The 19,388-nt window shown below is 65.9% G+C and carries 19 protein-coding genes; 10 read left to right on the top strand and 9 right to left on the bottom strand.

Annotated elements, in window-relative coordinates:
• Positions 1 to 15 precede the first annotated feature (15 nt).
• Positions 16 to 1,086 carry a carbohydrate kinase family protein gene (locus tag AABQ55_RS12330; protein ID WP_272805219.1) on the top strand — a complete coding sequence of 357 codons (1,071 nt, stop codon included), beginning with the start codon at positions 16 to 18 and terminating at the stop codon, positions 1,084 to 1,086.
• Positions 1,083 to 1,808, top strand: a complete 726-nt coding sequence (locus tag AABQ55_RS12325) for an SDR family oxidoreductase (protein WP_272807448.1) — start codon at positions 1,083 to 1,085, stop codon at positions 1,806 to 1,808. The genes AABQ55_RS12330 and AABQ55_RS12325 overlap by 4 nt, the downstream gene beginning before the upstream one ends.
• A 123-nt stretch (positions 1,809 to 1,931) precedes the next feature.
• Here the strand turns inward: AABQ55_RS12325 and AABQ55_RS12320 are convergent, their stop codons facing one another.
• From AABQ55_RS12320 to AABQ55_RS12295, 6 genes are all read right to left on the bottom strand, one after another.
• A complete protein-coding gene (locus AABQ55_RS12320; RefSeq protein ID WP_272805218.1) occupies positions 1,932 to 2,369 on the bottom strand; it encodes an acyl-CoA thioesterase in 438 nt (145 codons plus the stop codon).
• On the bottom strand, positions 2,369 to 3,529 hold the full coding sequence (locus AABQ55_RS12315; RefSeq protein ID WP_272805217.1) for an iron-containing alcohol dehydrogenase: 1,161 nt from the start codon (positions 3,527 to 3,529) through the stop codon (positions 2,369 to 2,371). The genes AABQ55_RS12320 and AABQ55_RS12315 overlap by 1 nt, the downstream gene beginning before the upstream one ends.
• Positions 3,530 to 3,553: 24 nt before the next feature.
• A complete protein-coding gene (locus tag AABQ55_RS12310) occupies positions 3,554 to 5,080 on the bottom strand; it encodes a class I adenylate-forming enzyme family protein (RefSeq protein WP_272805216.1) in 1,527 nt (508 codons plus the stop codon).
• Positions 5,081 to 5,102: 22 nt separating this feature from the next.
• Positions 5,103 to 5,858, bottom strand: a complete 756-nt coding sequence (locus AABQ55_RS12305; RefSeq protein WP_272805215.1) for an SDR family NAD(P)-dependent oxidoreductase — start codon at positions 5,856 to 5,858, stop codon at positions 5,103 to 5,105.
• A 77-nt stretch (positions 5,859 to 5,935) separates the two neighbouring features.
• A complete protein-coding gene (locus AABQ55_RS12300; protein WP_272805214.1) occupies positions 5,936 to 6,703 on the bottom strand; it encodes an enoyl-CoA hydratase-related protein in 768 nt (255 codons plus the stop codon).
• 56 nt (positions 6,704 to 6,759) lie between these two features.
• The gene (locus AABQ55_RS12295; RefSeq protein WP_272805213.1) at positions 6,760 to 7,968 is read right to left on the bottom strand and encodes an ABC transporter substrate-binding protein; all 1,209 of its coding nucleotides are present in this window, start codon (positions 7,966 to 7,968) and stop codon (positions 6,760 to 6,762) included.
• Positions 7,969 to 8,155: 187 nt separating this feature from the next.
• Here AABQ55_RS12295 and AABQ55_RS12290 point away from each other — a divergent pair, with 187 nt between their 5' ends.
• The 4 genes from AABQ55_RS12290 to AABQ55_RS12275 are packed head-to-tail and all read left to right on the top strand — an operon-like array spanning position 8,156 to position 11,592.
• On the top strand, positions 8,156 to 8,995 hold the full coding sequence (locus AABQ55_RS12290) for an ABC transporter ATP-binding protein (protein ID WP_272805212.1): 840 nt from the start codon (positions 8,156 to 8,158) through the stop codon (positions 8,993 to 8,995).
• Positions 8,988 to 9,695, top strand: a complete 708-nt coding sequence (locus tag AABQ55_RS12285) for an ABC transporter ATP-binding protein (protein ID WP_244765737.1) — start codon at positions 8,988 to 8,990, stop codon at positions 9,693 to 9,695. The genes AABQ55_RS12290 and AABQ55_RS12285 overlap by 8 nt, the downstream gene beginning before the upstream one ends.
• Positions 9,696 to 9,730: 35 nt before the next feature.
• Positions 9,731 to 10,618 (top strand): branched-chain amino acid ABC transporter permease, encoded by an 888-nt coding sequence (locus AABQ55_RS12280; protein ID WP_272805211.1) that lies wholly within the window; start codon positions 9,731 to 9,733, stop codon positions 10,616 to 10,618.
• A 2-nt stretch (positions 10,619 to 10,620) separates the two neighbouring features.
• Entirely contained in the window at positions 10,621 to 11,592 is a 972-nt protein-coding gene (locus AABQ55_RS12275; protein WP_272805210.1) for a branched-chain amino acid ABC transporter permease, read from the top strand.
• Positions 11,593 to 11,651: 59 nt separating this feature from the next.
• On the opposite strand, the gene AABQ55_RS12270 is transcribed toward AABQ55_RS12275, so the two are convergent.
• Positions 11,652 to 12,446 carry an SRPBCC family protein gene (locus AABQ55_RS12270; RefSeq protein WP_272805209.1) on the bottom strand — a complete coding sequence of 265 codons (795 nt, stop codon included), beginning with the start codon at positions 12,444 to 12,446 and terminating at the stop codon, positions 11,652 to 11,654.
• Between the two features lie 177 nt (positions 12,447 to 12,623).
• On the opposite strand from AABQ55_RS12270, the gene AABQ55_RS12265 reads away from it, so the two are divergent.
• The 4 genes from AABQ55_RS12265 to AABQ55_RS12250 are packed head-to-tail and all read left to right on the top strand — an operon-like array spanning position 12,624 to position 17,170.
• Positions 12,624 to 13,547 carry an FAD binding domain-containing protein gene (locus AABQ55_RS12265; protein ID WP_336314374.1) on the top strand — a complete coding sequence of 308 codons (924 nt, stop codon included), beginning with the start codon at positions 12,624 to 12,626 and terminating at the stop codon, positions 13,545 to 13,547.
• Positions 13,540 to 14,025 carry a (2Fe-2S)-binding protein gene (locus AABQ55_RS12260; protein ID WP_272805208.1) on the top strand — a complete coding sequence of 162 codons (486 nt, stop codon included), beginning with the start codon at positions 13,540 to 13,542 and terminating at the stop codon, positions 14,023 to 14,025. Before AABQ55_RS12265 ends, AABQ55_RS12260 begins: the two co-directional genes overlap by 8 nt.
• Positions 14,022 to 14,780: an N-acyl homoserine lactonase family protein gene (locus AABQ55_RS12255; RefSeq protein ID WP_272805207.1), complete on the top strand. Its 759-nt coding sequence runs from the start codon at positions 14,022 to 14,024 to the stop codon at positions 14,778 to 14,780. The genes AABQ55_RS12260 and AABQ55_RS12255 overlap by 4 nt, the downstream gene beginning before the upstream one ends.
• A complete protein-coding gene (locus tag AABQ55_RS12250; protein ID WP_272805206.1) occupies positions 14,777 to 17,170 on the top strand; it encodes a xanthine dehydrogenase family protein molybdopterin-binding subunit in 2,394 nt (797 codons plus the stop codon). Before AABQ55_RS12255 ends, AABQ55_RS12250 begins: the two co-directional genes overlap by 4 nt.
• Here AABQ55_RS12250 and AABQ55_RS12245 read toward each other — a convergent pair.
• Both AABQ55_RS12245 and AABQ55_RS12240 read right to left on the bottom strand, forming a co-directional pair.
• Positions 17,160 to 18,182, bottom strand: coding sequence for a winged helix-turn-helix transcriptional regulator (locus AABQ55_RS12245; RefSeq protein WP_272805205.1), 1,023 nt, complete (start codon positions 18,180 to 18,182; stop codon positions 17,160 to 17,162). The two genes, AABQ55_RS12250 and AABQ55_RS12245, sit on opposite strands and share 11 nt — an antisense overlap.
• Before the next feature lie 193 nt (positions 18,183 to 18,375).
• Complete coding sequence (locus AABQ55_RS12240) at positions 18,376 to 19,386, bottom strand: alcohol dehydrogenase catalytic domain-containing protein (protein ID WP_272805204.1); 1,011 nt, start codon at positions 19,384 to 19,386, stop codon at positions 18,376 to 18,378.
• Between the last annotated feature and the right edge of the window lie 2 nt (positions 19,387 to 19,388).

The raw sequence follows: 19,388 nt of genomic DNA, 5'->3' as shown, positions 1-19,388 counted from the left end.
CCGCTGGAGGATGCCGTGGCCGGAGTGGAAAGGCGTGGTTTCATCACGGGCGGCACCTGGTGCCTCGACCGCAACCGCAAGATCGACGCCTGGCCGCGCGAGGACAGCGTCGGTGTCGCCTGGGGGCTGGAAGAGCGCGGCGGCGGCTCGGCCTGCAATCTCGCCATCGACGTCAAGCGCCTCGACCCGACGATGCCGGTCGAGACGATCGGGCTCGTGGGCGATGACGATGCGGGACGCAAGCTGCTCGCCGAGGCGGACCGGGCGGGGCTCGATTGCCGGCAGATGCATGTCAGCCGCGAGGCGCCGACCCACACGACCGAGGCCTTCATCTCGCAGGCGAGCGGCCAGCGCACGCATATCTCGGATCTCGGCGCCGGGACGCTGCTGACGCCGGACCATTTCGACTTTTCCGGAACGGCGGCGCGCGTCCTGCATCTCGGCCTGCCGGGCATCCATCCCCGGATGGATGCCCCCTGGGGGACGGATGCCAACGGATGGGTAAGCGTGCTCAGGGCCGCCCGCGCCGCCGGCCTTGAAACCAATCTCGAACTCTGCACGGTCACGCCGGAGCGCCTGCGTGCGCTGATCCTGCCATGCCTGCCGCATCTCGACACGCTGATCGTCAACGACAGCGAGATCGGCGCGCTGGCGGGGATCGCGACCATGGACGGCGGCAGGGCGAATGCCGACGCCTGCGCCGCAGCCTCGGCCACGGTCCTCGAACGGGGAGCGATGCGGCTCGTGACCGTGCACTTTCCCGAGGGGGCGATCACCGTCACGCGCACGGGCGAGATGATTTTCGTACCGTCGGCCAGCGTGCCGCCCGATGCGATCGTCGGGCCGAACGGCGCGGGGGACGCGTTTGCAGCGGGCTTCCTCTACGGCCTGCACGAGAACTGGCCGCTGGCCGACAGCCTGTGGCTCGGCCATGCGGCGGCCGCCTGTTCGCTGCGCTCGGCGGGCACGACCGACGGCGTCGTCTCCTGGCGGCAATGCCTCGACACGGCGCGGACCTGGGACAGGCGCAGGCAGCCGGATCTGACGAAACCTCAACCCGACTCGGAAGGGACACGGACATGGTGAAGCAACTGGAAGGCAAGGTCGCGGCGGTGACGGGCGCAGCTTCGGGGATAGGGCTTGCGAGCACGAAGGCGATGATTGCCGAGGGCGCGCATGTCGTGCTCGTCGACCGTGATCGCAATGCCCTCGATGCCGTTTGCGCAGATCTCGGAGGTGCCGCGATCCCGCTGGTGATCGATCTTCTCGACCCGGCGGACTGCGCGACATTGATGCCCGCCATCGAGCGACTGACCGGCCGGCTCGATATCCTTCACGCCAATGCCGGCACCTATATAGGCGGAGACCTGGTCGATGCGCAGACCGCCAATATCGACCGGATGCTCAACCTCAATGTCAACGTCGTGATGAAGAACGTGCATGACGTGCTGCCGCACATGATCGAGCGCGGCGCCGGCGACATCATCGTGACGAGTTCGGTGGCGGGCCACTATCCGGTTCCGTGGGAGCCGGTCTATTCGGCATCGAAATGGGCCATGACCTGCTTCGTCCAGACGGTGCGCCGGCAGGTCAACAAGAAGGGCATCCGGGTCGGGTCGGTTTCTCCCGGCCCCGTGATCAGCGCGCTGCTTGCCGACTGGCCCGAGGAAAACCTCCGGAAGGCCAAGGAATCGGGAAGCCTGATCGAGCCCGCCGAAGTGGCCGATGCAGTCATCTTCATGCTGACCCGCCCCCGGAACGTCACCATCCGCGACGTCGTGGTGCTTCCATCGAATTTCGACATCTGACCCGCCGGGAATGGCAGCGACAGGTTTCGATCCACGCCCCCGCGAGGAGGCGACCACTCAGGAACACCTCCCGGATCGCTGGGATAATAGCCGTGGCCGCCCTTTGTCCACCGGCAACCCTGCCTAAACCAGCAGCGGTTCAAGCACGCGTCTTGCGGCGTGCCCGAACGGCACGGGGCGCCGTGCCATGCGGTCGACATTCACATGGATGAAAAAGCCCTCCGCCGCCGCGATGTCTTCGTCGTTGCGGAAGAGCCCGATCTCATAACGGACGGACGAGCTTCCGAGCCGGGCGACACGGATGCCGGTCGTGACCACGTCCGGGAAGGTCATTTCCGCGTGGTAGCGGCACCCTGTCTCGACGACGAGGAAGATCTCCGGTCCTCCCCTGATATCCAGAACCCCGTTTTCGATGAGGAAGCCATTCACCGCGCTGTCGAAGAGGCTGTAATGGACGACATTGTTCATGTGCCCGTATGTGTCGTTGTCCGACCAGCGCGTTCCGATCGTCCGGAAAACCTTGTAGCCGGAGCGCCCGCCGGGTCCGATCCGTTCCGTCATCACCAGGCCGCCTTGTAGATCGAGAGGGCGTCCGCTTCACTTACCGCCCGGGGATTGTTCACGAGGAGCCTGGTCTGCTTCATGGCGTCGCGCGCCATGCCCGCCAGATGCTCCTCGCCGATGCCGACATCCCGCAACCGGGCTTGCAGCCCGAGCCGTGCCGACAGTTCGGCCAGCCGCTCGATGAAGGCCGCGCAGCGCTGCCCGCCATCCTGCTCGCGCGAGAGATCCGGAAAGGTGTCGGCGGCGATCTCCGCATAGACGGACGCCGCCTCCGGCGCGTTGAAGCGCAGGACATGGGGAAGCACGAGCGCATTGGAAAGCCCGTGCGGAACATGGAACGTCCCGCCGATCGGATAGGCGAGCGCATGCACGGCGGCGACCGGCGAATTGGCGAAGGCCTGGCCTGCCAGCATGGAGCCGAGGAGCATCGCCCCCCGCGCCGCCCGGTCCTTGCCGTCGAAGACCGCCGTCTCGATGTTCGCGCCCAGCAACTGCAGCGCCTGCCGGGCCAGCATCCTGGAGAGCGGATTGTTGTTCGCGTTTCGGGAGGCATAGGCCTCGATGGCATGCACCATCGCATCGATGCCGGTGGCAGCCGTGATCGACGGCGGCAGCCCGAGGGTGAGCTCCGCATCGAGGATCGCGACGTCGGGCAGGATGACCGGCGACGAGACACCGCGCTTCTCGTCGCCGCCCACCGTGATGATCGAGACCGGCGTCACCTCCGATCCCGTCCCCGCCGTCGTGGGCACGAGCGCCAGGGGCAGCCGGGGGCCCTTGGCATTGCCGACGCCCCACGCGCCATCGAGATCCTCGCCCGAACCGCAGACGAGCGCCACGACCTTTGCCACATCCAGCGAGGAACCGCCGCCGAAGCCGATCACGCCCGTCACGCCGGCGGCCCTTGCCGCCTCCACCGCGGCCTCAACCGTCGCCAGCGAAGGATCGGCCTCGACCGCATCGAAAACGGTGACCTCCATTCCCGATCCCGAGAGCGAGGCGAGCGCGGCGTCGCACAGACCAAGCTTCCTGAGGCCGCCGTCCGTGACGAACAGGATGCGCCCGCCAAATCGCGGGCCGAGCAGGCCGCCGAGCTCGGCCGCGGCACCGGGGCGGAAAACGATCTGGCTCGTCGTATTGAACACAAAGGGATTCATGATTTCCTCCTGTGCCGTCCTGCATCACGCCGCAGGAAGGCTTTCGCGAAGTTTGACCCGCAGGATTTTTCCCGATCCCGTGCGCGGGATCTCGGCCACGACATAGACACGATCGGGCACCTTGTAGGAAGACAGGCGGGCCTTGCAATGCCGGATCAGATCCTCCTGGTCGAAGGGCCGCCCGTCCTTGACGACGATGCAGGCGACGGGGACCTCTCCCAGCATGGCATGGGGCATTCCGATCACCGCGCAGTCCATGACCGTGTCGTGCAGCAGCAGGATCGCCTCCTCGACCTCCGCCGGCGCGATGTTCTGGCCGCCGCGGATGATCAGTTCCTTGAGGCGGCCGGTGATGGTGAGGAAGCCGTTCATGTCGGACTTCGCGAGGTCGCCGGTATGATACCATCCATCGACGATGGCCTTTTCCGTCTCCAGCGGCTTGTTGTGGTAGCCCTGCATCAGGTTCGGGCCCTTGCAGATCAATTCGCCCTCGACGCCCGCCGGCACATCCAGCCCTGTTTTCGGATCGACCAGACGGACCGCAAGGCCCGGCACCGGCAGCCCGCAGGAACCGGGAACACGCCATTTTCCAGGCCAGTTCATGGTCACCATCGTCGATGTCTCGGTGATGCCGTAGCCATCCAGAAGCGGGACGCCGAAGAACGCCTCGAAGTCGCTGTTCAGCGTTCCCGGCATGATCGCTCCGGCGGAGACGCAAAGCCGGACGGATGAAAGCAACCGTTCTCCACTGGCCTGGCAGGCCGACAGGAAATAGTGGAAGACCGTCGGGACGCCCGGCATGAAGGTGAAGCGGCCCGTGCGAAGAAGTTCCGTCGCCTGGGAGGTCGAGAACTTCTCCATGATATATTCGCTCGCGCCCGTCGCGATGATGGAGAGAACCGCGATGTTGAGGGCATAGGAATGATAGAGAGGCAGGGTGTTGAGAACGACGTCGTTCTCGTTCAGCCCGGCGATCGGCGCCCAGCATGCCGCCGCCACCCAGAGCATGGAGCGCGTCGACAGCAGGACGCCCTTGGGCTGGCCCGTCGTGCCGGATGTATAGACGATGAAGGCCGGGCGATCGATATCCCGGTCATCCTCGAAGGCTGACGCCGGCGCCGCTGCGCCAAAGCCGGCCTCCTCGTCCACGGCGATCACGACGGGCGGTTTGCCGGCGCGCGGCGGCAATCCGTCCACCAGCGGCTGCTTCTGCGATGGCATGATCACGAAGGCGCATCCCGCATCGTCGATGCGGTAGGCGAGTTCGGCCTCGGTCGCCTCGATGCTGACGGGAACGGCGATCCCTCCCGCCCGCACGACGGCAAGGCAGGCGACGACCCAGTTCACCGAGTTCGGCAGGAAGATCGCGACGGCCTCGTCTTTCGCGAGGCCCAACGCGACCAGACGAGACGCCAGCTCCGCGGTCTCGCGGTCTAGGGCGTCATGGGAGACCGACCGTCTCCTGTCCTCGAAGGCCATCTTGCCCGGATACAGGCGCGCATTCCGCCGAAGGATTTCTCCGACCGGCGCGATAAGCTCGAAGTGTATCATGTTCTCCTCCCGCTCCTCCCGGTCAGACCATGCAGAATCCGCCGTTGACGCTGATCACCTGGCCGGTCACCCAGGAGGATGCCTCGGAAGCCAGGAAGGTCACCATCGGCGCCACGTCGCCGGGCCTGCCGATGCGGCGCAAAGGGTAGGCCTTTACGATCTTCTCACGATTCTTCTCGAGAAAATCGGGATCGGAATGGGACGTTTCGATCAGGCCGAGCGAAACCGTGTTGACCGTGATGTTGTTTCGGCCGAATTCACGGGCCAGCGACTTGCCGAGCGCGATCGTGCCGCCACGCGCGGCCGCGGCCAGCGCCAGATTGGCTTCGCCGATGCGGGAACTGTCGCCGACGAGATTGATGATGCGGCCGGAATTCTGCCCGATCATCAGCGGCGCGACGGCGTGGCAGCAATTGATCGCGCCGTAGAGGCATATGTCGATCTGCTTCTTCCAGTCTTCAGGGGTCGAGTCGACGAACCGCTGGTATTTGACGTATCCCGCATTGTTGACCAGCACATCGACGGTCCCGAAATCCGCCTTGATGGCGGCGACCATCGCCCTGACCTGATCGTTTTCGCTGATGTCGGCCCTATAGGCCCTGGCCTTTCCGCCGGCGGCCGCGATCGCGGCGACCACCGCCTCCGCCTCGGCCTGCGAACGGCTGTAGTTCACGGCGACGATGGCGCCTTCCGCCGCGAGAGACCGGGCGATATCTCCGCCGACATCTCTTCCGCCGCCGGTCACCAGCGCCACCTTGTCATTCAGATTGGTCTGCATTCACGAAACTCCTCGATAGTCCGACGGCTGCAGCGCAGCGCAATCCAGTGCGGCCCGGTCCGCGGAACGAAGCCGGGTCATTTCCCCAGAAACCGGGGCGAACGCTTGTCCTTGAAGGCCTGCCGGCCTTCGATGTAGTCGTGGCTCGCGCTGGCCTCGTCGATCAGCCTGCCGGCCGCGGCGTGATCCAGCGTCCCGCGCGCGCAGCCGTTGAGAATGAACTTCGCGCCCGCAATCGTAAGGGGGGCGTTTTCAGCCAGCTCCGCCGCCCGGTCGTGCGCGGCAGCAAGCGCATCCTCCGCAACCTGATCGATGAAGCCGATATCGAGAGCCTGCCCGGCATCGAAGCGGCGGGCCGAGAAGAGGATGCGCTTTGCCTGCGTCACCCCCACGAGCGCGCACAGCTTGCGGGTCGCGGAGATGCCGTAGACGATCGACAGCCGTGCTGCGGGGATTGCGAAGACCGCATTGCCTTCGGCGACCCGGAAATCGCAGGACATGGCCAGGTGCGCCGCGCCGCCGAGGCAATATCCCCGCAGGGCGGCGATCGTCGGCTTGGAAACCTCGTATATCGCGTCTCCCGCGGCATCGACCACCACCTCATAGGCCTTGCTGGCCTCGAGGCCGCCGCGCACCGCGTCGAACTCGCTGATGTCGGCGCCGGCCGAGAAATCGTCGCCGGCGCCGGTCAGGATGATCGAACGGACCGACGGGTCCCGATCGAAGGCGCGGAACAGATCGGCGAGCCGCCGCCACATCGCATAGGTTACGGCATTCCTGTGTCCGGGGCGGCTCAACGTGACCACCGCGACCCCATCCCTGTCTTCAACGAGAATATCGCTCATTCGCCTGCCCTCGAACCGCCTGGGAAGCGCCCGGCCGCTTGCCGGGCGCCGTCGCGTCACTTCTTCACGAGCGGGCACTGGCTTTCCGCAAGCGGACGGAAAGCCTCGTCGCCCGGAATGGTGGTGACGAGCTTCAGGATGTCCCATTCGCCGGTGGATTCGGCGGGCGTCTTGACCTGGTAGACGTACATGTCGTGCACCATCCGGCCATCCTCGCGGATCTTGCCGTTCGTGGCGAAGAAGTCGTTGATCGGCGTCTCGCGCATCTTCGCCATGACCTCCTGAGCGTCGGTCGTACCGGCGGCCTGGACGGCCTTCAGGTAATGCATGGTCGAGGAATAGTCTCCCGCATCGCCCATGTGCGGCGGGCGGCCGACGCGCTCTTCGAAGCGCTTGGAGAAGGCCCGCGTCGCATCGTCGCGATCCCAGTAGAAGGCATTCGTCAGGATCATGCCCTGCGCGGTATCGAGGCCGAGCGAATGAACGTCGGTATCCCAGACGAGCAGGCCCGCGATGGTCTTGCCGGAGGCGGCAAGGCCGAACTCCGCCGCGGACTTCACCGCATTGATGAAGGTGGTGCCGGAGCCCGCCATGGCGACGACCTGCGCCGGCGATGCCTGCGCCTGCAGCATGAAGGCGCTGTGGTCGGACGTCTCGATCGGATAGCGCACGGCGCCGGAGACCGCGCCGCCATTGTCCTCGACGATCTGCGTCGCATCGGCTTCCAGCGCATGCCCGAACGCGTAGTCGGCCGTCAGGAAGAACCAGTTCTTCATGCCCTGCAGGAGCAGCTGGTTGGCGGTCCCGTTGGCAAGGGCATAGGTATCGTAGGAATAGTGGATGCTGTTCGGCGTGCAGCCGTCGTTCGTCAGGCGTGACGAGCCGGAGCCGTTGACGATGGCGATCCTGTCCTCGTCCTTCGCGACCTGCGTGACGGCCAGCGCAATGCCGGAATTGATCAGGTTGTTGATCATCGTCACGCCCTGCGCTTCATACCATTCGCGCGCCGTGGCCACCGCCACTTCCGGCTTGTTCTGATGGTCGGCCACGACGACTTCGAGCGGCCGGTCGAGAACCTCGCCGCCGAAATCCTCCACCGCCATCCTCACTGCGGTGATCGCCCCCTCGCCCGCCTCATGCGAGAACTGGCCGCTGACATCGGTGAGCACGCCGATGCGAACGGGCGCGGCATCCTGCGCCCCGGCGGACATGGTCAAGGCGCCGACAGCCGCGGCGCAGGACAGTAGCATAAGCTTGTTCTTCATCGTTCTTCCTCCCAGGTTCGGCGCCCCGAGCTCCTCCCAAGGCCCTATCATCAACTTGCGTTATCATACTAAGACTACGCTTGAGGCCTACATCTTGTGCGCTGCAACAGCCTTTACGCAGCAAGGTAAGCAGAGTTTTCCGCAAAGCGCAAGCTTGCATTATTAGACTTTATGTGTTTTTCTGATCATGCCGGAACCGAACAGTGGGAAGGCGGGCGCGCCATCCGGCGCCCGCCCGGAGAATGAGAAAGCCGGCGGAGGAGAAAACGTGCTGGACACCGCACCCATCATCGAGGCGCGCGCTTTGACGCGCTCCTTCGGCGGCTTCGTCGCCGTCAAGAACGTCGACCTGAAGATCCGCGCCGGCACGATCCACGCGCTGATCGGGCCGAACGGCGCCGGCAAGAGCACGCTGTTCAATCTCCTGACCAAGTTCCTGTCGCCGAGCGGCGGACAGATCCTGTTCAAGGATCGCGACATAACGCGGATGGCGCCCGCCGACATCGCGCGCATGGGCCTCGTGCGGTCGTTCCAGATTTCATCGGTCTTCCCGCATCTCAGCGCGCATGAGAATGTCCGGGTCGCCCTGCAGGCCCGCGCGAAGGAGACATTCGCATTCTGGAAATCGAACGCGACGCTCCGCCGCTTCAACGAGGAAGCGGCAAGGCTGCTCGACAGCGTCGGCCTTGCCGACCGGGCGCAGACAAAGGCCGCCGAGCTGTCCTACGGGCGAAAACGCGCCCTCGAGCTCGCCACCACATTGGCGCTCGACCCGGAAGTCCTGCTTCTCGACGAGCCGATGGCGGGAATGGGCACGGAGGATATCGGCCGGACGGCCGCCCTCATCCGCAGCGTCGGCAAGGGACGCACGGTGCTGATGGTCGAGCACAATCTCGGCGTCGTCTCCGACCTGTCGGACCGGATCACGGTGCTACGCCGGGGAGAGGTCATCGCGGAAGGAAGTTATGCGGACGTTTCCGCCGACAGCGAAGTCCGCAAGGCCTATATGGGAGGCAGCCATGGCTGAGGCTCCCCTCCTTGACGTCAAGCGTCTCGAGGCCTGGTATGGCGAAAGCCATGTGCTGCACGGCATCGACTTCGATGTGCGCAAAGGCGAGGTCGTGACGCTTATCGGCCGCAACGGCGCCGGCAAGACGACGACGCTGCGCAGCCTCGTCGGCGTCGTCGGAAAGAGGCGCGGCGCCTGCATCTACAAGGGCGCGGACCTCCTGAAGGTCGCGCCGCACAAGGTCGCGCGCCTCGGCATCGGCTACGTGCCGGAAGAACGCGGCATCTTCTCCTCGCTCAGCGTGCTGGAAAACCTCCTGTTTCCGCCGGCCTGGCAGGCGGGCGGCATGGCGGTCGACGAAATATACGGCCTTTTTCCGAACCTGAAGGGGCGGGACAGCACATCGGGCACGCGCCTTTCCGGCGGCGAACAGCAGATGCTGGCCATCGGCCGGGTTCTCCGGACGGGCGCCGACTTCATCCTGCTCGACGAGCCGACCGAAGGCATCGCCCCCGTGATCATCGAGGAGATCGGCGCGGCCCTGCGCATCCTCAAGGATCGCGGCATGACGATCATCCTGGTCGAGCAGAACCTTCGCTTCGCGGCATCCATCGCGGACCGCCACTACGTCCTCGACCAGGGAAAGGTCGTCGACGAGATCCCAAACCACGCACTCGACGCCAACATGGACCGGCTGAACAGATATCTCGGAGTCTGATCCATGACGCGCTCCTTTCAGATAGGTAGAAACCGATGACGGACATCTTCGGGGTTCCCATTGCCGTCCTGCTCGGGCAACTGCTGCTCGGCCTGATCAACGGCTCCTTCTATGCCCTCCTGAGCCTCGGCCTCGCCATCATCTTCGGCATGCTGAACGTGATCAACTTCGCCCATGGCGCCTTCTACATGCTCGGCGGCTTCGCCGCCTGGCTCCTGCTGTCGAGCCTCGGCCTCGGCTACTGGGAAACGCTCGCCATCGCCCCCCTGGTGGTGGGAGCGCTGGGCGCCGTCGTGGAGCGGCTGTTCCTCAAGCGCCTCTACAGGATCGACCACCTCTACAGCCTGCTCCTGACCTTCGGGATCGCCCTCATGCTCGAAGGGCTTTTCCGGCATGTCTTCGGCGCCGCCGGCAAGCCCTATCCCATCCCGCCGTCGCTGACGGGCGGCATCAATCTCGGCTTCATGTTCCTGCCGGTGTACCGCGCCTGGGTGATCGTCGCCTCCCTTGCGGTCTGCCTCGCCACGTGGCTTGCGATCGAGCGGACGAGGCTCGGCGCCTACCTGCGGGCGGCGACGGAAAATCCAAGCCTCGTCCAGGCCTTCGGCATCAACGTCCCGCTCATGCTGACCTTGACCTATGCCTTCTGCGTGGGCCTTGCCGGCTTTGCCGGGGCGCTGGCGGCACCGCTCTACCAGGTCAGCCCCGGCATGGGTTCCAGTATCATCATCGTGGTCTTCGCGGTCGTCGTCATCGGCGGCATGGGATCGATCGGCGGTGCGATCGTCACCGCCCTGGCGCTCGGCGTCATCGAGGGGCTGACCAAGACATTCTATCCCGCGGCCTCCTCCATAGCGGTTTTCGTGGTGATGGTCCTTGTCATTCTCATCCGGCCGTCCGGCCTGTTCTCCCGCGAGGCTTGATCATGAACAGCACAACCGCGACCTCTTCCCTGACGGCCCCTCGCCGCCTCCGGACGACCGGCGGCCTCCTTCTCGCCCTCGTCGCCGTGCTGATGATCGGCGCGCCGCTGGCGATCTATCCGCTCTTCCTCATCAAGATCCTCTGTTTCGCGCTCTTCGCGGCCGCATTCAACCTCGTTCTCGGATATGCGGGGCTCCTGTCGTTCGGGCATGCGGCCTTCTTCGGCGGGGCGGCGTATGTCGCCGCCCATGCCGCCAAGGTCTGGCAGCTGCCCTTCGAGCTCGCCGTGCTCGCGGGAACCGCGTTCGCCGCGCTTCTCGGCCTTGCCTTCGGTACGCTTGCCATTCGCCGCCACGGCATCTACTTCGCGATGATCACGCTCGCCCTCGCGCAGATGATCTATTTCATGGCGGTACAGATGCCCTTCACCGGCGGCGAGGACGGCATCCAGGCCGTGCCGCGGGGCTATCTTCTCGGGATCGTCGATCTCCGCAACATCACCGCGATGTACTACACGGTCCTCGGCGGAACGGTCCTTGGCCTCGTGATCATCTGGAGGACCGTCAACTCGCCCTTCGGCCACATCCTCTCGGCCATTCGCGAGAACGAAACGCGCGTCGCCTCGCTGGGCCTCAAGTCGGAGCGCTACAAGCTGATCGCCTTCACGCTCTCCGCCGCACTCTCCGGTTTCGCCGGCTCGCTGAAGGCGATCGCGTTCCAGCTCGCCTCGCTCGTGGACGTCACCTGGCACATGTCCGGCGAAGTCATCCTCATGACCCTTCTCGGCGGCATGGGCACGCTGATCGGCCCGATCGTCGGTGCCAGCATCGTCGTCGGGCTGGAGCATTTTCTTTCGACGAGCGGCCTGCCGATCACCTTCATCATCGGCCTGTTCTTCGTCGTGTGCGTGATGATGTTCAGGCGGGGCGTGTTCGGCGAGCTGAAGGCGCTGCTCGATCGCCCCAGGGCTTGATATAAGTCTTCTTGTGCAAGCTATTTTTCCGGGGCCACGTTTGGCCCCGGTTTTCGGCCTCAGCCGGCGCGCCTTGCGCGAGACCCGAACAGGTAACCGATGGCCGCGGCCATGACGAGCTGCACGATGCTCCCCATGTCCGGTGAAATGCGCGCCGGACCATCCGCCTGCGGCGCAAGGCTCGGCAGCAATCCCCCATGGATCGCCCACATCGCCACCACGACGGCGGCGAAAACGACAGCCGCGAGAACCGGCAGGCCGAGCGACGCGCCGGCGGGCGACGCGGCGGCCGGCGCGGGAAGCACGCGCGGGGCGGCGGAGGCGCCCCCGTCGGAAGACGCGACGGCGGCCACCTGCCTTGCGGCACCAGTCTGAACGACGGCATCGCCCGCGGCAGGTGCCTCAGGGGACTGGCGGGCGAGGATCTCCTCGGCGAACCGCTTGAAAAACTGCCCCGACATCTGCTTTGCGGTTGCATCGATGAGCCGGCCGCCGAGTTGCGACAGCTTGCCGCCGATCTGGGCGTCGACGGTATAGTGCAGGACGGTCCCGTTCTCGACCGCTTCCAGGCGAACGACCGCCACGCCCTTCGCGAATCCGGCGACGCCGCCCTGCCCTTCGCCGGTGATGCGATAGCCGTTCGGGGGATCGAGGTCCGACAGCGTGACGGCGCCCTGGAACCGGGCCTTTACCGGCCCCACCTTGATGACGGCGACGGCCGACATTTCGGTCTCGGAAAACTTCGTCAGTTCCTGGCATCCGGGGATGCAGGCTTTCAGCACGTCGGCATCGTTCAGGGCGCTCCACACATCCTCCCTGCGCGCGGGAATATGCTGCTGGCCGGTCATGTCCATGGAATTTCCTCCTCGTCCTCCGGCGAAAACCCTTCATGTCCCGGGGCGCCGGTATTGCTTGACAATCCTATTTTAAGTCTAATAATGCAAGTTAATTTTGGAATTCGCCACGGGATCGGCGAGGCTGGGAGGAGCCGCGATGACAAGGCTTTCCGCTATGCGGCGCGCGGCCGGACGATGCCGGCAAGCGCCCTTGCGACGGACGGCGGCGAAATGAAGCCGGCGCCCTTCGACTATCTCGCCGCGACATCGGCATCCGAGGCCGCCGAAGCCCTTGCCGCCGCGAGCGGCGACGGCAAGATCATCGCGGGCGGCCAGAGCCTCATGCCGATGATCAATTTCCGCCTGGTGAAGCCCGCGATCCTGATCGACATCAACTGCATCGCCGGCCTCGACCGTATCGAGAAACACGGCGAACGTCTGCGCATCGGGGCGACGGTCCGGCACCGCATGACGGCGACGGATGCGCTCGTGCACCGGCACATCCCGATCCTGCACGATGCCATGCATCATGTTGCGCATTTGACGGTGCGCAATCGCGGCACGTTCTGCGGCAGCGTCTGCCATGCCGATCCGGCCGCGGAGATGCCGATGATGACGCTCCTCCTTAACGGGACGATTGCGGCGCTCTCGATCAGGGGCGAGCGGCAGATCGCCGCCTCGGACTTCTTCGTCGGCTCGCTGATGACATCGCTCGAGCCGGACGAGTTCGTCACCTCGATCGAAATCGACACGCTGCCGCTCGACACGGGCTGGGGCTTCGAGGAGTTCTCGCGGCGCCACGGCGATTTTGCCCTTGCCTGCGTGGCGACGACGCTGCGCATCGTCGACGGCGTGGCGCGCGACGTCCGTTTCGGCATGATGGGCGTGGGCGAGACGCCGTTGCGCCTGCCGGAAATCGAGGCACGCATCGAAGGCCAGGCGATTTCGCAGGCGCTGCTGCAGGACGTGACGGAGGCGCTGAAGGGGCGCCTGCATCCCAACACCGACATCCATGCGTCCGCCGACTATCGCCGGCATCTTGCCGGCACGCTGGCGCGGCGCGCGCTGCGCGATGCCTGGCGGCGGGCCACGCTTCGCAAGGACGCTGCAGATGCCTGAAAAGAAAACCACCCTCAGCGTCAGCGTGAACGGCGTGGTCCACACCGCCACCGTTGAGCCGCGCATGCTGCTGAGCGATTTCCTGCGCCACGCGCTGGGCCTCACGGGAACGCATGTCGGCTGCGAACACGGCGTCTGCGGCGCATGCACCGTCCTTCTGGACGGCCGCAGCGCGAGGTCCTGCCTGATGCTTGCCGTGCAGGCCGAGGGCGCGGAGATCGAGACCGTCGAGGGACAGGGAAGCGTGGACCGGCTCGGGCGGATCCAGGAGGCGTTCCGCCAGCATCACGCCTTGCAATGCGGCTTCTGCACGCCCGGCTTCATCATGGCGATCACCGACATGCTGCGCCACCACCCGCTCGAAACCGACGACCAGATCCGCGAGGCGCTCTCCGGCAACATCTGTCGCTGCACGGGCTACGAACACATCGTCAACGCCGTCCGGGAACTGGCGAAGGAAAGAGGGCCCCTGACATGAGAATGCATTTTCTCGCCGGAGGCCGGCTGCGCATGCGCCGCTCCGTCTTCGTTCCCGGTGCGGCGAAGGAAGAGACGATCGAGCTGCCCGTCCATGCCACCTTGATCCGCCATCCGCAGGGCAACGTGCTTTTCGACAGCGGCTGCAATCCGCAGGCCGCCATCGACCCGCAAGCCTGCTGGGGCGGGCTGGCAAGGGTGATGACGCCGATATTCGATCCCGAGCAGACGGTTGTCCGGCAGCTGGCAACGCTCGGCCTCGAAGCTGGCGACATCGACGTCGTGATCTGCTCGCACCTGCATCCCGACCATTGCGGATGCAACCGGTATTTCGGCCGCGCGACGTTCCTCTGCCACGAGGCCGAGGTCGCGGCGGCAAAGGCGGACGGCGCCGAAAACCAGGGTTACCTGAAACCGGAATGGGACCAGCCACAGGGTTTCCAAACCTTCGGCGCGGAGCACGACGTCTTCGGCGATGGGCGCATCGTCCTCCTCCCCATGCCCGGCCATACGCCCGGCATGACCGTCGCGCAGGTGGCGCTGGACGGCGGCACCTTCGTCCTCGCCTCCGACGCCGCGCCGCTCCAGGCCAATATCGACGAGGGCATGGCGCCGCGGAACACGTGGAACATGGAGCTCGCCGTGGCGGCGCTCGCGCGCCTGAAGGCCCTGCGGGACAAGGGTGCGACGATCGTCTCCGGACACGACGAGGCGCAGTGGCTGGCCCTGCGGAAGGGCGGGGAGTTTTACGAATGAGCCTGCGCGACCATTCCGTCGAACTGCGCCCCAAGCTCGTCGGCAAGCGGGTGAAGCGCACCGAGGACCCGCGGCTCCTTGCGGGCGTGGGGCAATATGTCGACGACATGGCGCCGGCCGGGATGGTGCATGTCGCGCTGCGCCGTTCCGACCAGCCGCATGCCCGCATCCTCGGCATCGATGTCGGCGAGGCGTTCTCCGTCCCCGGAGTCATCGCCATCTACGACGCGACGGACCTGGAAAGCGAGGTCAGGCCGGCGATCCCCACCTCCCGCATGCCGGACTACTACGCGACGCCCATCTGGCCGCTGGCGCGCGGCAAGGTGCGCTATGTCGGCGAACCCATCGTCGCCGTCGTCGCGGAAAGCCGCTACGCCGCCGAGGACGCGCTGGAGCATATCACCATCGACTACGAACCCCTGCCCTTCGCGATCCGGCAGGTCGATGCGGTGAAGGACGACGCGCCGCTGCTGCACGAGGAAGCCGGCACGAACACGATCATCCGGCGGGAATTCAAGCGCGGCGACGTCGACGCCGCCTTCGAAAGCGCCGCGGTGACCGTCAAGGGCCGGTTCCGGATGACGCGCAAGACGGCCGTCGCGATGGAAAACCGCTCCTACCTCGCCGAATGGGACCCGCGAAAGCAGGCGCTGACGCTCTACACCTCGTCGAACATCCCCGGCGTCATCCGCGACGTCCTGTCCGGATGCCTCGGCCTGCCGGGCACGCGCCTGCGGGTCGTGGCGCCGGATGTCGGCGGCAGCTTCGGCGGCAAGGGATCGCTCTACGGGGAGGAGATCCTTGTCTGCGCCCTTGCCCGCAAGCTGAGGCGCCCGGTGAAGTTCATCAGCGACCGCCTCGAGGACCTGTCCGCGACCAGCCAGGCATTCGACGAACTGATAGAGGCCGAGCTCGCCGTCACGCAGGACGGCCTGCTGATCGGGCTGAGGGCCGACGTCATCGGCGATGTCGGCGCCTATTCGATCTATCCCTGGACCGCGGCCCTCGAAACCGTGCAGGTGGTGAGCTTCCTGCCCGGTCCCTACAGGATGGAGCACTACCGGGGCCGCATCAGGGGCGTCCTCACGCCCAAGCCCCCGACCGGACCCTACCGCGGCGTCGGAAGGCCATCCTCGACCTTCGCGATGGAACGCCTGATCGAGATGGCGGCGCGCAAGCTCGGCATGGACCCGGTCGCGTTCCGCCACAAGAACCTCGTCAATGCCGACGAGTTCCCCTACCGGACCGCCTCCGGCATCATCTGGGACAAGTCCGCGTTTCAGGAATGCTTGGCGGGCGCCTGCGCGCATGCCGACTATCCCAACCTCCTCATCGAAAGGGACGAGGCACGAAGGCAGGGACGCTGGATCGGCATCGGCCTTGCGAGCTATGCGGAACTGACCGGCATCGGCTCGCGCATCTCCGTCGCCCCCGGCATGCCCATCAACACCGGCACCGAAACCTCGAAAATCGAGATCGACGCGACCGGCGCGATCACCGCCGCCTTCGGCATCGCCTCGCACGGACAGGGCCTCGAGACCACGCTCGCGCAGGTGATCGTCGACGAACTCGGCTGCAGGCTGGAGGATATCGAGGTCAAGCACGGCGACAGCGCGCTGGTGCCGATGTCCAGCGGCACCTATGCCAGCCGTTCGGCCGTCCTCGGCGGCGGCGCGGCGACCCTCGCCGCGCGCGTCGTCAAGGCCAAGGTCCTGCGCGCGGCCGCCTATCTGATGGAGCAGGACGTCGACGACCTCGACATGCATGACGGCATCGTCACCAGCAAGAGCTCGAACCGGACGATGACGCTCGGGGAAGTCGCATCCGCCGTCTATTCGCAGATGGGCCGCATCCCGCGCGACCGGCGCGAGGACCTTGCCGCATCGGAGACCTATGACCCCTATCTCGGCACCGCCTGTTCATCCACCCATCTTGCCATGGTCGAGGTCGATCCGGAGACCTACGGCGTCAAGGTCCTGCGTTACGTGGTCGCCGAGGATTGCGGAAAGATCATCAATCCGATGATCGTCGACGGCCAGGTGCAGGGCGCGGTGGCGCAGGGCATCGGCGCGGCCCTCCTTGAAGAGGTCGTGCACGACGACCAGGGCCAGGCCGTCGCGGCAAGCCTGGCGGACTACCTCGTTCCCGTCGCGAGCAACATACCGGATATCGGCATCGTGCATATCGAGGCGGACCTGCCCGACACTGTGGGCGGGTTCCGCGGCATGGGCGAAGGCGGGACGATCGGCGCGCCGGCGGCGATCGCGAATGCCGTGTCCGACGCGCTTTCCCATCTCGGCATCTCGGTCGAGACGCTTCCCGTCACGCCGGAGCGGATATTCCGGATGTTGCAAGCGCGCACCGACCCGGCCGATGCCGTCACAGGTTGAACGGATAACGCAGGATGTAGTCCGTGTCCTTCGCCGCGATCTGCTTCTTGCATTCGGAGCACACGACGATGGCCGAGAAGTCCTGCCCGCAGGTCTTGTGCCGCAGGCGCATCGGCGGCTTGCCTTCCGCAAGCCAGCGGTCTCCCCAGGCCATCATCACCAGCATCGGCTTGTAGAGATCAAGCCCCATTTCGGTGAAGCGGTATTCGAAACGTTCGCTTGAGCCATAGGGAACCTTGCGAAACACTCCGGCCTGCACGAGGCGCGCAAGGCGGTCGGCGAGGATGTTCGTGGCGATGCCGAGATTTTCCCGCATCTCCTCGAAGCGGCGCACACCGAACCAGCCCTCCCGCAGGATCAGGAAGCTCCACCTGTCGCCGATGATCCCGAGCGTCCGTGCGACGGAGCAAGGCCGCACCCGCTCCAGAAGCGTGGGATCGGAACTGCGGCGCGACGTCGGGCGCGTGTCGACCGGAGCATATCCCGCACCCGGCCCGTCGCGGGGAGCGACCTCCCGCGCCGTGAACGGCTCCAGGCACTCGCAGCAGACCGTGACCGGATGGCATGCGCAGCCGCAGCTCTTGTGAATCAGTTGCAGGGGCGGCTCCTTGCCGCCCGTCAGCCATCTATCGCCGAATTCCATCAGGGACAGCATGGTCGGAAAGAGGTCCTTTCCTCTTTCCGTCAGGAAATATTGCTGCCCCGGCTCGTTGGGCCGCCGTCCCACGCTCATGATCTCGTTCGCGACAAGGGCGGACAGGCGCGACGACAGCGTCTGCCGGGGGATGCCCAGCCTTTGCTGGAACTTGTCGAACCGGCGAACCCCGAAATACGCCTCGCGGAGAATGAGGAAGTTCCAGGTGTCGAGGACGATCTCCATCGTACGGCGGACGGACGACTGCCTCTGCAGCGGCGCCGGCTTTAACGAAGCACTGTCGGACTTGGCGGGCAGAGTGCCTTTATTCAACATATTCAGCTTGATCTCAGTGGCGCGGCAATAGGATTCAACCATTCTCCTTTGTCCAGGATAGGCGGAAAAGTCTATCAGTGAAAGTTAAAAGCAACCGGCATTCTGCGAGCCGGGTACCGGGCGCTCCGGCACACGGCTTCTTGGCGCATCCGCCAGGTTCGGGATTGACGCGGTGCCACGGCAAGGAAGGCCGTCCGGGGCTTGACTGGATACGAGCCATCCTCATCGCCCCGCTTCAAAAGCGTATCACGAAACGTCCCCGTGCTTTCCCACTTTCAAGCGCGTGAAGGGCGTCAGTGGCATGCGCGAGGTCGATCTCCTCGATCGGATTGAGCAGGGGCTGGCGGGCGTGAAGGGCGACCACCTCGCGCATTTCCTGCCGGGTGCCGACGCTGGTCCCGGTGATGGTGACGCCGGTCGCGGTCAGCCATTCCTGGATGAGCGGCACGGGCTCGGATACCAGCGCTGCGGCAACGATGCGCCCGCGCGGCCGGACCGACGCGACGATCCCCGCCCAGGTGGCAGGCGTCGGCGCAAAGTTGATCGCCGCATGGTAGCCGGGATTGTCCGCCAGAAGCCGTTCAAGTCCCTCGCCCGCCGTTTCGACTGCGGCTGCGCCATATCGGCGGGCATGCTCGAGTTTCGCCAGATCACGATCCACCGCCAGGACGTGCACCCCCATGCGCGCGGCGATCTGTACCGCATAGAGGCCGAGGCCACCGCAGCCGAACACCGCGAGCCGCTCGCCGGCCGCCACGCCCGCACGGCGGATGGCGCCATAGGCGGTGACGCCCGCGCACATGACCGGTGCCGTCGCCAGCGGATCCACGTCGGCCGGCAGCGGCACGGCGAATGCGGCGTCGACCGCGACATATTCCGCAAAGCCGCCCGGAACGTTGAGGCCATGCGCCCGCTGGTGCTGGCAGAAGGCCTCGTAGCGGTCGATGCATTCGTCGCAGCGCAGGCAGGTGTCGTGCAGCCAGGGCACGCCGACCGTATCGCCCACGGCCCAGCCGCGCACGCCTTCACCGATCGCCTCGACCACGCCAACGCCCTCATGGCCGAGGATGAAGGGGTTCGGCGCCTGCGGCGGCCGCACGTCGCCCTTCCAGATGTGAACGTCGGAATGGCAGATGCCGCAGGCCTTCAGCCGGACGAGCAGCTTGCCGTGCCCTGCAACGGGCCGAGGCACCTGCCTGATCTGCAACGGCTCCCCGTATGCCGCCAGCACGGCAGCCCGCATCATGG

The sequence above is a fragment of the Shinella sp. WSD5-1 genome, assembly GCF_963942435.1.
In the GTDB taxonomy this organism is placed as follows: Bacteria; Pseudomonadota; Alphaproteobacteria; order Rhizobiales; family Rhizobiaceae; genus Shinella; species Shinella yambaruensis.
This window is presented reverse-complemented; position numbering and strand designations above follow the sequence as displayed.

Coding starts and splice junctions, on each gene's coding strand:
- AABQ55_RS12320 (WP_272805218.1), bottom strand. CDS start 2,369: ATGACGGAACGGATCGGACCCGGCGGGCGCTCCGGCTACAAGGTTTTC.
- AABQ55_RS12315 (WP_272805217.1), bottom strand. CDS start 3,529: ATGAATCCCTTTGTGTTCAATACGACGAGCCAGATCGTTTTCCGCCCC.
- AABQ55_RS12310 (WP_272805216.1), bottom strand. CDS start 5,080: ATGATACACTTCGAGCTTATCGCGCCGGTCGGAGAAATCCTTCGGCGG.
- AABQ55_RS12305 (WP_272805215.1), bottom strand. CDS start 5,858: ATGCAGACCAATCTGAATGACAAGGTGGCGCTGGTGACCGGCGGCGGA.
- AABQ55_RS12300 (WP_272805214.1), bottom strand. CDS start 6,703: ATGAGCGATATTCTCGTTGAAGACAGGGATGGGGTCGCGGTGGTCACG.
- AABQ55_RS12295 (WP_272805213.1), bottom strand. CDS start 7,968: ATGAAGAACAAGCTTATGCTACTGTCCTGCGCCGCGGCTGTCGGCGCC.
- AABQ55_RS12290 (WP_272805212.1), top strand. CDS start 8,156: ATGCCGGAACCGAACAGTGGGAAGGCGGGCGCGCCATCCGGCGCCCGC.
- AABQ55_RS12285 (WP_244765737.1), top strand. CDS start 8,988: ATGGCTGAGGCTCCCCTCCTTGACGTCAAGCGTCTCGAGGCCTGGTAT.
- AABQ55_RS12280 (WP_272805211.1), top strand. CDS start 9,731: ATGACGGACATCTTCGGGGTTCCCATTGCCGTCCTGCTCGGGCAACTG.
- AABQ55_RS12275 (WP_272805210.1), top strand. CDS start 10,621: ATGAACAGCACAACCGCGACCTCTTCCCTGACGGCCCCTCGCCGCCTC.
- AABQ55_RS12270 (WP_272805209.1), bottom strand. CDS start 12,446: ATGGACATGACCGGCCAGCAGCATATTCCCGCGCGCAGGGAGGATGTG.
- AABQ55_RS12265 (WP_336314374.1), top strand. CDS start 12,624: ATGCCGGCAAGCGCCCTTGCGACGGACGGCGGCGAAATGAAGCCGGCG.
- AABQ55_RS12260 (WP_272805208.1), top strand. CDS start 13,540: ATGCCTGAAAAGAAAACCACCCTCAGCGTCAGCGTGAACGGCGTGGTC.
- AABQ55_RS12255 (WP_272805207.1), top strand. CDS start 14,022: ATGAGAATGCATTTTCTCGCCGGAGGCCGGCTGCGCATGCGCCGCTCC.
- AABQ55_RS12250 (WP_272805206.1), top strand. CDS start 14,777: ATGAGCCTGCGCGACCATTCCGTCGAACTGCGCCCCAAGCTCGTCGGC.
- AABQ55_RS12245 (WP_272805205.1), bottom strand. CDS start 18,182: ATGGTTGAATCCTATTGCCGCGCCACTGAGATCAAGCTGAATATGTTG.
- AABQ55_RS12240 (WP_272805204.1), bottom strand. CDS start 19,386: ATGATGCGGGCTGCCGTGCTGGCGGCATACGGGGAGCCGTTGCAGATC.